General features: G+C 38.7%; 8 protein-coding genes. 1 reads left to right on the top strand and 7 read right to left on the bottom strand.

Features of this window, described 5'->3' with window-relative positions; all coding sequences use genetic code 11:
* Positions 1-134: 134 nt before the first annotated feature.
* The 3 genes from acnA to C9J34_RS00895 form a co-directional block, all read right to left on the bottom strand.
* Entirely contained in the window at positions 135-2,840 is a 2,706-nt protein-coding gene (gene acnA, locus C9J34_RS00905; protein WP_107837969.1) for an aconitate hydratase AcnA, read from the bottom strand.
* A gap of 158 nt (positions 2,841-2,998) precedes the next feature.
* On the bottom strand, positions 2,999-3,628 hold the full coding sequence (locus C9J34_RS00900; RefSeq protein ID WP_153062595.1) for a hypothetical protein: 630 nt from the start codon (positions 3,626-3,628) through the stop codon (positions 2,999-3,001).
* A gap of 41 nt (positions 3,629-3,669) precedes the next feature.
* Complete coding sequence (locus C9J34_RS00895; RefSeq protein WP_107837967.1) at positions 3,670-4,500, bottom strand: DUF2785 domain-containing protein; 831 nt, start codon at positions 4,498-4,500, stop codon at positions 3,670-3,672.
* A 188-nt stretch (positions 4,501-4,688) separates the two neighbouring features.
* Here C9J34_RS00895 and C9J34_RS00890 point away from each other — a divergent pair, with 188 nt between their 5' ends.
* Positions 4,689-6,554 (top strand): right-handed parallel beta-helix repeat-containing protein, encoded by a 1,866-nt coding sequence (locus C9J34_RS00890; RefSeq protein ID WP_107837966.1) that lies wholly within the window; start codon positions 4,689-4,691, stop codon positions 6,552-6,554.
* A gap of 95 nt (positions 6,555-6,649) precedes the next feature.
* Here the strand turns inward: C9J34_RS00890 and C9J34_RS00885 are convergent, their stop codons facing one another.
* The 4 genes from C9J34_RS00885 to C9J34_RS00870 all read right to left on the bottom strand — a co-directional run bounded on the left by C9J34_RS00885 (position 6,650) and on the right by C9J34_RS00870 (position 12,289).
* Positions 6,650-6,955, bottom strand: a complete 306-nt coding sequence (locus C9J34_RS00885) for a hypothetical protein (protein WP_107837965.1) — start codon at positions 6,953-6,955, stop codon at positions 6,650-6,652.
* Between the two features lie 407 nt (positions 6,956-7,362).
* Positions 7,363-8,805 (bottom strand): DHA2 family efflux MFS transporter permease subunit, encoded by a 1,443-nt coding sequence (locus tag C9J34_RS00880; protein WP_107837964.1) that lies wholly within the window; start codon positions 8,803-8,805, stop codon positions 7,363-7,365.
* A gap of 179 nt (positions 8,806-8,984) precedes the next feature.
* Complete coding sequence (yfkAB, locus tag C9J34_RS00875) at positions 8,985-10,106, bottom strand: radical SAM/CxCxxxxC motif protein YfkAB (RefSeq protein WP_107837963.1); 1,122 nt, start codon at positions 10,104-10,106, stop codon at positions 8,985-8,987.
* 383 nt (positions 10,107-10,489) lie between these two features.
* The gene (locus C9J34_RS00870) at positions 10,490-12,289 is read right to left on the bottom strand and encodes a dynamin family protein (protein WP_193768844.1); all 1,800 of its coding nucleotides are present in this window, start codon (positions 12,287-12,289) and stop codon (positions 10,490-10,492) included.
* Positions 12,290-12,751 lie beyond the last annotated feature (462 nt).

The raw sequence follows: 12,751 nt of genomic DNA, 5'->3' as shown, positions 1-12,751 counted from the left end.
ATAGAGATGGGAGATTTCTGTATCTGCTGCTTCGCTTTCGATACAAAAAATATTGCTGAAAGAAGTTGAATCAAAATAAAAAGCTGTCAGGAAAGACAGATATTCACCTGCTTTCCTGACAGCTATTTTTATGATTACTCAGCTGCTTTCGCGCGTAGTACCATTTGTAGGATACCACCATGACGGTAGTAGTCTACTTCTACTTCTGAATCGAAACGAGCTAACGCATCAAATGTTTTCACAGTGCCATCTGGAGATGTCGCTGTTACTGTTAAAATATCACGTGGCTTTACAGCGTCTGTGATGTTAACAGAAATTGTTTCTTCACCAGTTAAGCCTAATGAATCAGCAGAATCACCATTTAAATATTGTAATGGTAATACGCCCATCATAACTAGGTTAGAACGGTGAATACGCTCATAGCTTTGTGCGATAACTGTTTTCACGCCAAGTAAGAATGTACCTTTGGCTGCCCAGTCACGAGAAGAACCCATACCGTAGTCATTACCAGCAAGTACTACTAAGCCAGTGCCTTGCTCTTGGTATTTCATACATGCATCGTAGATATACTCTACTTCACCTGTTGGCCAGTAAGTAGTGAAACCACCTTCTGTACCTGGAGCAACTTGGTTACGAATACGGATGTTCGCGAATGTACCGCGCATCATTACTTCGTGGTTACCACGACGAGAACCGTAAGAGTTGAAGTCGCGAATTGCCACACCGTTTTCGATTAAATATTTACCTGCTGGTGTATCTTTACCGATTGCACCTGCTGGAGAAATATGGTCAGTTGTAATTGAATCACCGAATTTCGCCATTACACGTAAGTTATCAAGCGATCCGATTGCGTCTGGCTCTTTTGATAAACCTGTGAAGAACGGTGGGTTTTGGATATACGTTGATTTGTCATCAAATGTATATAATGATTCAGTTGAAGTTTCAATTGCATTCCAAGCTTCGTTCGCTGTGAATACTGTTTCATATTCTTTTTGGAATAGTTCACGTGTTACAACTTCACCTAATACTGCATTTACTTCTTCAGTTGATGGCCAGATGTCTGCGAAGAATACATCGTTGCCATCTTTGTCTGTTGCAATGGCATCTTTTTGTAAGTCGATATCCACTGTACCAGCTAACGCATACGCCACTACTAATGGTGGTGAAGCTAAGAAGTTGGCTTTTACTAATGGGTGTACACGACCTTCGAAGTTACGGTTACCAGAAAGTACAGATGTTACGAATAAGTCATTGTCTTTAATTGCATCTTCGATTTCTGGTAATAATGGACCAGAGTTACCGATACATGTTGTACAGCCATAACCAACTGTGTTAAAGCCGATTTCATCGAAGTACTTTTGTAAGCCAGAAGCTTCTAAGTAACCTGTTACAACTTTAGAACCTGGTGCTAAAGATGTTTTTACCCATTTTGCAGGCTTGATGCCACGCTCTACCGCTTTTTTCGCTACTAAACCAGCTGCGATTAAAACGTATGGGTTTGATGTATTTGTACAAGATGTGATTGCAGCGATTGCTACAGCACCTGTTGGAATTTCTACATCACCTTCTGCAAATTTTGCTACAGAAGTTTTTGCAAATTCGTCCTCAGTTAAACCAAAGCCTTGTGTACCTTGTGGTGCTACAACAGAACCACGGTATGTTTCCTTCATTTTTGATAAAGGAATTAAGTCTTGTGGACGTTTTGGACCTGATAAGTTTGGCTCGATATCTGCTAAGTTTAACTCGATTACATCTGTGTAAACTGGCTCTAACTCAGGTTTGAACCACATATCATTCGCTTTTAAGTAGCCTTCAACAACTGCGATATGCTCTTCGTCACGACCTGTTAAACGCATATAGTTTAATGATTCGTCGTCGATTGCGAAGAAACCACATGTTGCACCGTATTCTGGCGCCATGTTTGAAATTGTTGCACGGTCAGCTAATGGTAATTTTGTAATACCAGGACCGAAGAACTCAACAAATTTGCCTACTACGCCGCGTTGACGTAATACTTGTGTTACTTTTAATGCTAAGTCAGTTGCTGTTGCACCGTTTGGTAGTTCACCAACTAATTTCACACCGATAACTTCTGGAATTGGGAAGTATGAAGGTTGACCAAGCATACCTGCTTCTGCCTCGATACCACCTACACCCCATCCAAGAACGCCAAGACCGTTGATCATTGTTGTATGTGAGTCAGTACCTACTACTGAATCTGGGTAAGTTTCAAATGTGCCATCTGCATTTTCTTTTACGTGCACAACTGGTGCTAAGTACTCTAAGTTTACTTGGTGAACAATCCCTGTTGCTGGTGGTACAGCGCGGAAGTTGTCATACGCAGTTTGTGCCCATTTTAGGAAGTTGTAACGCTCAGCGTTACGCTCGAACTCTAAATCCATGTTTGCTTGTAAAGCAGCAGCATTACCGTATTTGTCAACTTGTACTGAGTGGTCAATTACAAGGTCAACTGGAATCGCTGGATTAATTTTTGCTGGGTCGCCGCCCATTTCTTTCATCGCTGAACGTAATGAAGCTAAATCAACTACTACAGGTACACCTGTGAAGTCTTGTAATACTACACGTGATGGCTTGAATGGTACTTCTGCTTCTGTATTTGCATCTTTACCCCATTTAGCTAATTCATTTACGTGATCTTCTTTGATTACATAGTTGTCATATTGACGTAAAACTGATTCTAATAATACTTTAATTGAATAAGGAAGGCGTGAAACGTTTGCAATACCAGCTTCTTCAATTGCAGCTAAACGGTAGTAGTTATATGTCTTACCATTTACCTCAAATGAAGCGCGGCTGTTGTGTAAATTCTCTTGTGCCATTTTTGTTCCCCCTATATTTTCTTATTTTGAAAAGATTATTTATTGTAAAGCTTCTTTTCTCCAGTTCTTATGATAGCTTACTTTTATACATAAGTAAATTACATTAATATTATGTTTTGCGATAAGTTTTTTTTATGACCCTTATCAATTTACAGCTTTTAGCACAGCTTCGTATATTGCATTTCCTTATAACAGGAAAAATCCTTCTTATCATAAAAAAGCTCATAAAGCTTTTTTGCTTTCACCATTGCATCCATCAAGCAGTAGTCGAGCTCTAACGTTAGATTTGAGTTAGCTGTCATCTGTTCCATTAACATAGACGTCATCTTTACTAGCTTACACTCTTGTCCGTTTTGTATACCTTTTACATAATCCGTTAGAATTGTCGAAATAATTTGAAACTCATCCTTCTTTATATGGACGCTCTGCTTGTACCAATTTAGTACTTCCATTGAGATTGTCACTGCAGCAATAAAGGTGTACTGCTCGTTATGCATAACTTCCCACTTAGTTTGTTTCATTAGCGGCCGCTTCAACAATTCCTGAAATAGCACACTCGTTGGGTTATGAACCTTGCTCTTTGTAGGACAAATACGTAGCTCTGTATCTTCCGTAGAGAAAAATAGCCAATTGTTGAACACCATGCGCCATTCTACATTCTCTGCAGGTTGATGTTCTAATAATGGTAATAAATATTGAAAGGTATCATATACTTGAAAGAACTGATTGATTTTCCCCTCTTCAATCGAAAAAATTGTATGATATTTTTGAATAGATTTACGTTCCATTTGGCACATCCTTTCCCTTTCCAAATATGCTTTTTTTCGCATCATAATTTTGTCCACTTTCCAATAAAAATTGAAACGACTCCTTGTAACTGCGGCATTTTATGCGAAAACTTTAATGTAAAGTATAATGTACGCATAAAGCGCAAAACATTCATTCTGGCATTGAAAAACTGCATCGTATAGCCTTCATTTTCACGTTGCAAGGTTAATTTATCGAAAACTTGTTCCACCCATTCAATACATACTTCTTCTGGGAAATCCGTTTTGACTAACTGCTCAAAAATTTGTGCTAAACGTTCTTCCTCTTCCACCCCATAAACCGTTCCTTTCCAAAATGTCGACTTGATACCTTGTAAAAGAACAGGCACGACATGTGGTGGGAGATGTGGATGTGTTAGCAACATCGCAAATAAATCAGCACCATGTGCTACACTATGTGCCCAGCCTTGCCCCTCTACAAAACCACGCACATCTTGTTCCCTTTCCAAATAACGACTCGCTGCGACCATCACAAACTGTGCTTCCTCTTTCGTTAAAAAGGAAAGCTCACGATCCGAATACAATAAATAAACAAGCCAAAGTGCTGAAAATGAACGCGTAAATACGCTATCTGTATCGCTATTTGCGATATTTTTAAACAAATAATCATTCGTCGGCAATGCGAGTGTTGTGCGCACAAGTTGCTCCTTGGAAAACAGTGCCCCCGTCATCAGTTCACCAAAAAGACGATAAACAATTTTATCATGATGTTCATTATTCGCGTAGCCGATATGCTGCAATAATCCAGCTAGTACTTCCTCACTATGCACTTGCATGTATTGCTCCCTTTGCAGGTGATCCATTTGCAGCAATGGTTCATAAATTGTTGTCATAATGCGCCTCCGTGTATATCTACTTCTATTGTAATAGATGCCCTACTATTTTCATAGCTCAAATTGAATAAATTTTTGAATTTTTAGATTTTTATATACTATTTATTTTTTTATTATACCACTGAAAAATATTTACTATTTCTGGTTATACTGACAAGGAAAATAACATGAAATGAGGTTTCCTTGCTATGCTACATAAAGTTTCTGCTTCCAAATTTTCTTTTTGTCAAACATTGCCGAATGCATTAAAAAAGGCACGACATAACGATCGTCTCCTACTAATGTCTGGTTCATATCATATGCCTCTGTTTATCAGCCAATCATTAAAATTGTCAGGCAACAAAGCAACGATTACTGGCTCTATAACGATTCCAAAAGGAGTAACAGTGCATTTTGAACAAATCAAATTTCAACAAAATAAGCAAATCATCATTGAGGGTACTGCTCTATTTCATCAATGCCATTTTAAAGAAAGTGAACATGTAATTGTTCGTGGTGGACAACTTAATATGACTGAATGCATCATCACAAACACACCTATTGCCATAACAAATAATGGCGGTGCAGTTCTGAGCAATTGTCATTTTACAACATGTCACACGTCTTCTATTATTGTAACTCACGCGCAAATAGAGCTTGTCAATTGTCGCTTTGAAGATGCCTTACATGCCGTTGTGTTAAAAGAGCATGCAAAAGCGAACATCACACAATGTCATTTTATGAAGCAGCGTCATATCCAATTGTTAGCTCAAAACAACAGCGAGTTATTGATCCATGATAGTACGATTGAACATGGTTATAACAATGCAATACATGGTGAACAGAACAGTGTCGTAAAGCTACAAAACACCATTATTCAGCATCATCTAATGACACAAATTGTCATGCACAGTTGCACGCTTCAAATGGAAAATTGTAAAGTCCAATATAGCAGAAAATATGGCTTACAGCTTGTCCAATGTGCAGAGGCAACAATTGAGCATTGTCATTTTTGGCAAAATAGCGACGCGCATATTTCTAGCACTGCACAGTCTGCATTATTCATGACAAACAGCACACTACATGGCCCTTCCAAAATCGGGGTTCAGTTACAGGAAAAGTCTGTCGCCCATTTTTCTCGCACGGTATTTAAGCATCAGTTATCCATTCAATTATTGCTATCCGAACATGCCAATGCCTCTATTGAGCAATGTACATTTTGCACAGGGCTACAAGGAATTGTCGCACAACAACATTCACATTGTACATTGCTTGACAGCGTCATTAGCAATCATCAACAATCCGCCATAGCGGTTCATGATAGTGAACTCATTGCACTTAGTAGTCAAATTATAAGAAATAATGGATATGGCTTAACTGCGCAGCATGAGGCGGCGGTTATGTTAGAAAACAACCGCTTTTCAGATAACAAGCTATCACATATTATCGCAACAAAAAAATCAAATATTACGATAAACAAAAGTAAATTCATTCGTGGCAAAGGTATGTATATTGCGGACTCCTCATTATTATATATGACAAAAAGTACAATTTATGACGGAAATGATGCACAAATTACAGGAAATAATTCGACAAAAATTTATATTGTTGAATCAAAACTGTGTAATGGGCGTGCTGAAGCGATTCAAACTACGAATAATTGTCTCCTTCATATTACACGCAGCACCATATCCGCACATCCTTTGCAGCAGATCGTGATGAATCATGGCTCACTTGTGCTGTTGGATAGCCTTATTGAAAAGGGGCTTCAACATGCGATTGCCCTTAGTAATTATTGCGATGCACGCATTGAGAATTGCCAAATAATGCAGCATCAAGATACGCAGTTAATCGCTACTTTGCATTCGACGATTAAGCTACTCAAAACCCAGCTAACAGGAGGAAATATGATGAATATCGATATTTCTCACCATTCAAAAGCAAATCTTGAACATTGCACACTTACAAACAAGAAACAAGCACCAAATGCACAAGCAACGCACTTTTCTGAAATGTCTCTTAAACATTCTACGATGAACAATTATCTTTGTAGCGATGAAAAGAAAGAGCTATAGAGAAGAGGATAATTATAATTGATTGATACTAGCGCAGAAGTCTATTGTGAAAAGCATAGCTGTCTAGAAGTGTAACATTTTCTGGACAGCTGTGCTTATTCCACATGCTTCAATCGATTAATATCGCGCTCATGCTCATTTGTTTTTGGAAGGATTAAATCAAAATCAGCTTCTAGCATACGGAGACCGCAATCTACTTGACCGAAACGCTTTAGCGTAGCTGCTTCCAATTTAGTAAGATTCTCATTTGTTACCACAACGAGCTGAATCAACTGCTGAATATGTTCACCGTGGCGTTGTTGCTTTGTGTCAATATTTGTTACACGTTGGCCAATCGTTGCTATACGTTCATTCACTTTCTGTAACTCACTTAAAATCAAATCTAATTTTTGTTCGCTCAATTGAAAGTTCTCCTTACAGAATTAGTTGATGTTGTCATTATAGCATGTTTTTATTTATTTGTTAACACAAAAAGAACAAATGTTCTACAAATAAAAAGGAGCCGTCCAAAAAATATCATCTTTTTAGACAAGCTCCTATTTTTGAGTTTAATTGAGTGAATGTGGTTGCCTTGCGGGCGAAAATGAGCGTTTTGTGGGCAAATTTCGCTATCTTGCGGGCGAAAACGGTTGCCTTGCGGGCAAATTTCGCTATCTTACGGGCGAAAACGGTTGCCTTGCGGGCGAATCGTTACCTTTGAACTAGAAAATTCGAAAACACACGCTTCATTGCCTTTTCTTTCAATCAATCATCTGGATTTTTCATTATTCAAAAGTGATTCCAACTTTTTGGGCAATTCCGTCCCTTTTTACACTTGCGATCTTGATTTTGTCGCAATAAAAAATGAGAAAATAAATGTACAAACGGCAAAAAGTAGTGCCGCTATGTAAATATAGCTGATGCCGCTCGCAATCGTTTCCTTTAAGAAACTTACTTCATCCGCGCTGAAGCCACCCTTTGCAAATTCGCCATTTAACTGAATTTCCCCTTTGCCTAGTGAAGCCATTTTTTCGCTCGTAATCAAATTGAAAATCATCCCGAAAAACGCAGCGCCAACAGCTTGGCTAAATGTATTCGTAAAGGAATTCAGCCCGATGGATGTGCCAAGTTGCTTCGGATCGGCTACCTTTTGAATGGAAATCATGAGCATTGGCATAATAAAGCCCATACCAAGCCCGATTAACGATGAGCCAATGTAAACGCTGAAATCGCTTGACCCATCCGATAATCTCGAAAGTAAAAACGCACCTGCCATCAACAAGATTGTTCCCATTTGAATAATGCGCTTATTCGTTAAGCGCCCGATTAAATGGCCCGCCATAATCGAATTTACTGTCCAAAAGATTGACATTGGCGTTAATAACAAGCCTGCCTGTGTCGCATTTTTACCAAGCACACTTTGTGCAAAGATTGGGATATACACCGTTACGCCAATTACGATGGACATCGCACATAATGTTAACGCATTGATGACCATTAATCGGCTATTTTTAAACAAGGTTAGCGGAATAATCGGCTCCTCTGCCTTTAGTTCCACACGAACGAAAATCGCTAAAAACACGATTGCTACCGCATATATTAGCAACGACTGGTTAGATAACCACGCCTGCGTTTTACTGTTATCAATAATGACATATAAAAGTGCCACTGTACCGATTGTAAATAGTACAGCGCCTAAATAATCAATTTTGCGCTTCACCGCCTCCAATTGCTCGCTGTAATGCTTCGCAATTAAATAAATAGAGGCTAAACCAAATGGTACGTTAATGAAGAAAATAAAATGCCATGAAACTTGATCGACGATAAAGCCTCCACATAATGGACCAATCACGCCAGATACGCCCCATACCATGCTTAAATAGCTTTGCCCTTTTGCACGTTCCTTCTCTGTTTTAAATAGCTCACCAACCATCGTTAATGTAATTGGTAAAATGGAACCTGCTCCAATCCCTTGAATGGCGCGGAAAACAATTAACTGCTCCATCGTTTGTGCTAAGCCGCATAAAATCGAACCGACTAAGAAAATAATAATACCGATGATAATCATTCGTTTACGTCCGAATAAATCAGCTAGCTTACCAAAGATAATCGCTGCAATCGCCGTAGCTAATAGATAGGCAGAGTAAATCCAGCTGATTAAATCCACGCCTAATAAATCAGCGGTGATGCTTGGAATCGCTGTGCTCACAATTGTTCCTTCAATTGCAGCAAGCGCTGTTACGAGCAGCAATGCAATAAATACTTTATTCATGTTGTCACCTTTACCTTTCCTGCATGTCATACTTTACCAATTTCGAAGAGAAAATAAAAGAGGAAAGTTAAAAATGAATGAAAAAAATCGATTTTTCATGAAAAAATAGGGCTATTGGAAAATATGTCACTTTTCCAATAGCCTCTATCTGATAATCGTCTAATGTTCATTATCCGTCTTCAATAACTAGCCCCGACCGACTGTACTGCTCCGCTTTTAAAGTCTGTCGTTGGATAATACATGTTTTTCACGATAATATTAGGCCCTAAGCATTTCACTGCTGGGCAATGACAATTGATGCTAGATGAAATATTTGTGCTTAACCATTTCTCATAAATCCCCTCTAAGGAAGCGGTTTTGATATTGCCTAATGCCGCACCATCATCGGTAAAATCAGATACCGATACGTCGCCTGTGAAAATGTTGACATTCATGCGTGAGCGACCATCAACATCATTACGAATGGTAATGTTGGATGCGTTACGAATACGTGTTAGTAATGCTTGGTCGCGTGCATCTGTACTGCATGGATAAAATGGCAATGTACCGAATAAAATCCAAATATCTTCATTGCGGGAATCAATGATTTGATTCACCACATCGCGGTATTCATCCAAACCAATCACATCCAGGGCACTCGCAAAATCACTTGCATACATCGGATGAATTTCATGGCGCTTGCACAGCATTTCATTTGCGACTTCATCGTGGATTTTTTGGATAAACGGCACAGTGTTGCGATTTAACATCGTTTCTGCTGATACGAACATCCCACCTTTTGACAATGCACGTGCATTATCAAATATATTGCGATATAGCGCCGCTCTTTTATCGAAAGATGGTTTTTGCTCCATCATCGCAAAGCCTGTTTCAACAAATTCCCTTTCATCACACCAGTTATGCGAAATATGCATGACATCTAAATAAGGGGCAACGAGCTCATAGTGTGACATCGGCAATGTTAAATTTGAATTAATTTGCGTTTTAATACCGCGGCTTTTTGCGTATTTTAAAAGTGGCAGTAAATGCTCACGAATCCCACGTTTCGTTAATAATGGTTCACCGCCTGTAAAGCTCATCACACGCAGCGTGTCCACGCGATCAAGCTGCTTGATAATTTCCTCACTCGGAATTGCAGCCGCTTCCTTTGTTTGTAGCGTGTAACCAACAGCGCAATGTGCACAGCGCATATTACATAAATTTGTCGTTGTAAATTCAATATTTGATAATGTTAATTTGCCATAACGATCAATATCATGATAGCTCTCCCATTGATCGTGCGGTTTATTCATTGTACTCATAAAAAACTCCCTTTCTACCTATACGATTTTCGCACAAAGTGAAACTTCAATCAATGGTAGAGTAATTGTTAAAGTTGGCTTTTTTAAAACAGCATAGGAGCCCCCTAAAAAGTTATTTTGAGGCGGCTCCTACTTGTGACTATGACAGCACATATTTTCTGTTGTGAAAGCTTAATTTTTAGCAAATATTTAATCTAAAGGTTGGAGCTGTCCACAAGAGATTCCCTTTTTAAACGCTCTCCTGCTTTTGCACTTAATTGGGCGAATTTAGTTGTCTTGTAGGCGAATCATTACTTTTAAACTAGATAATTACGCTTTCAATGAATACATCCATTGAATCTTTCGTTCTCCAAAAGTAATCTCCCCTTTATAACAACAAACTATTACAGCATAAGCTTTGCAGGCAGCTCCGGCAGCTCCGCTGATACAACATCCGCCTCTGTTAAATGAAGCGGCTGTAATTTATATTTGGAATCGAAATCACATTTAATAATCGTATGCTCACTTAACAAAGATGGCATTTGCTCATTTAACACTTGATGAGGTAATTTTAACGTAGCAATCGCATCAATTGTTGCTAAGGTTGCTTCAAGCTCCTCTTTGGATAACAATGTATCCTCTGTTTGTAAAAATGGGCGAATCGCATCTCGCACAAAGCTTTGCGCCTCAATAATACAAGTAAACTCATTTAATTTATCTGAATAGGATTGCATATATGTGCGCTCTCTTAGCTGCTGTCTGCTTAAATCATTTACTTGCTGTAAAATGGCCTTTAAACGCTCTGCTGCAAGCGCTGTGATATGATTTTGCACCGCATAAAGCTGCCCGAAAATATCTTTTTCCTTTTCTTTAATCGTCGTAAATAGCTCAGTGCAGTGCTGCTGCAATCCATCAAGCCGCTCAATTTGCTCCTTGAAATAATCAGATAGCTCCACACCGTTATTTAAACCTTCCACGAGATGAATCTCATATGTTTTTTCAAATTGCTTGTCAACCTGTGTAAACAATTGCGTGTATTCAGCATGTTGCTTACGATAATCGCGCACCGTTTCCTGATAGGCAATCGCCTGTGCTTCAAATTGCTCAATGGTTTCATCGCGTAAGTATAGCTCCGTTGCTAAAACTTGCAATAACTGATACAACGTTTGAACGGATTTTAACACTTGACTCGCTTGTTTATATTCCTCTTCAAATGCACCTAAAATCGCCATATCTCGCTGCTGGAGCGAAAACTCCACACTTGCTTCCTCCACGTATTTTTTGACGCTTGCAAATGCAGATAAATACGGATCACGCTGTGGAATCATTTGCAATTCTCTTTGGAATCGCCTTAGCCATCTGCTAAAACGCTGCGCTGTATGTTGCAGCTTTTTTGAAGGGTCGTTGCCTGCTTCCTTCACAATTTGTGTAAGCTGTGTTACGTTGGCATCAATTAATAGCTGTGTATTATTCGTCTTTTTCGCCTCGATTGCTTGCACTGCGGAGACAGTCATCATCCCTCTACAAAGCTCGCCGTACTTCGCTAGCTCCTCCTTCACAAAATCCTGTGTAGTCGCATCTCGTTGCTCGACCGCATTCACAATAAAGTATGGCTTGATATTTCGTTCATTCATTTTAACTAATAAATTGTATTCTTCCATCGTGGCAGCAGAGCCATTACGCAATACCCAAAACACCTCTTGTACACGCTCTAGCACAATGCTTGAAAAATAAGCTGTATTATCCGCGCCTACTTGGAGCGCAACCGTATCGACGATTGTTGCATGACGCAATAATTCGTGCTGAACATACACTTCAATATAATCTAAATGCTCGCGAATAATTTGCGCACTAAACGTGTCACCTGTTGTTAAAAGCTGAATTTTATCAATATCAAATGTCGCAATCATGCCATCTAAAAAGTATGCCTTCACACATTCACGTTCCCCATACTTAATAAAGGTATTGACACTTGTTGGATTTTTTGTGCTGACAGATAGCAACTCGCGTCCTAATAAAGCGTTAATTAAAGTCGTTTTGCCAACACGCTCTTTTCCTAAAAAAAGAAGCGCCTCTTTTTCTTGTGCATCTTCAATAATTAGCTTTAGACGCCTTGTCGTATTTGTTATATATGTATTTTGCTCTAACATGACATGCAGTGGCTTCATGCGCTCAATCAGTTGATGTAATGAATTTTGTTCCATCTCTTCATCCCTCTCTATCATGGTGACGCAGCCCCCATAGTGAATATTGTTTATTACTACTTTTAATGATAAATCTAATCTGCTTAAAGTTAAAAAAGCAAAAAGACCTAAATATTGACGCTAATCGCGATAATAATACGATTTTAATAGGAAAATACGCATAATTGTACAATTCTACAGCATGTATGATGAAAAGTCCATTATTTGTATATTACTATTTTAGCTATTAACGTAAGAAATAAAGGGTCTTTTCAAAAGGTAAATTAACGTCAAATAACAAATGTTATCCATCATTGACAGGCTGTTATGCTTTAGGTAACGAAAACGAAGTGACAAATTTTTTTGCGCGAAGGCACATTACAACAGCACATCCTGTACGTAAGAAACCACCACTGCTTGAAATTAGTAAGCTTTTCAGTGCTTGTATAAAAATGCTTCTTATTGCAAATAATTTTTTAAAGT

This window comes from Metasolibacillus meyeri, from assembly GCF_003049505.1.
Classification (GTDB): domain Bacteria; phylum Bacillota; class Bacilli; order Bacillales_A; family Planococcaceae; genus Metasolibacillus; species Metasolibacillus meyeri.
This window is presented reverse-complemented; position numbering and strand designations above follow the sequence as displayed.

What these genes read in the sequence shown, in the direction of transcription:
- C9J34_RS00880 (WP_107837964.1), bottom strand. Translation starts at nt 8,805, where the DNA reads ATGAATAAAGTATTTATTGCATTGCTGCTCGTAACAGCGCTTGCTGCA.
- acnA (WP_107837969.1), bottom strand. Translation starts at nt 2,840, where the DNA reads ATGGCACAAGAGAATTTACACAACAGCCGCGCTTCATTTGAGGTAAAT.
- C9J34_RS00900 (WP_153062595.1), bottom strand. Translation starts at nt 3,628, where the DNA reads ATGGAACGTAAATCTATTCAAAAATATCATACAATTTTTTCGATTGAA.
- C9J34_RS00890 (WP_107837966.1), top strand. Translation starts at nt 4,689, where the DNA reads ATGCTACATAAAGTTTCTGCTTCCAAATTTTCTTTTTGTCAAACATTG.
- C9J34_RS00895 (WP_107837967.1), bottom strand. Translation starts at nt 4,500, where the DNA reads ATGACAACAATTTATGAACCATTGCTGCAAATGGATCACCTGCAAAGG.
- C9J34_RS00870 (WP_193768844.1), bottom strand. Translation starts at nt 12,289, where the DNA reads ATGGAACAAAATTCATTACATCAACTGATTGAGCGCATGAAGCCACTG.
- yfkAB (WP_107837963.1), bottom strand. Translation starts at nt 10,106, where the DNA reads ATGAGTACAATGAATAAACCGCACGATCAATGGGAGAGCTATCATGAT.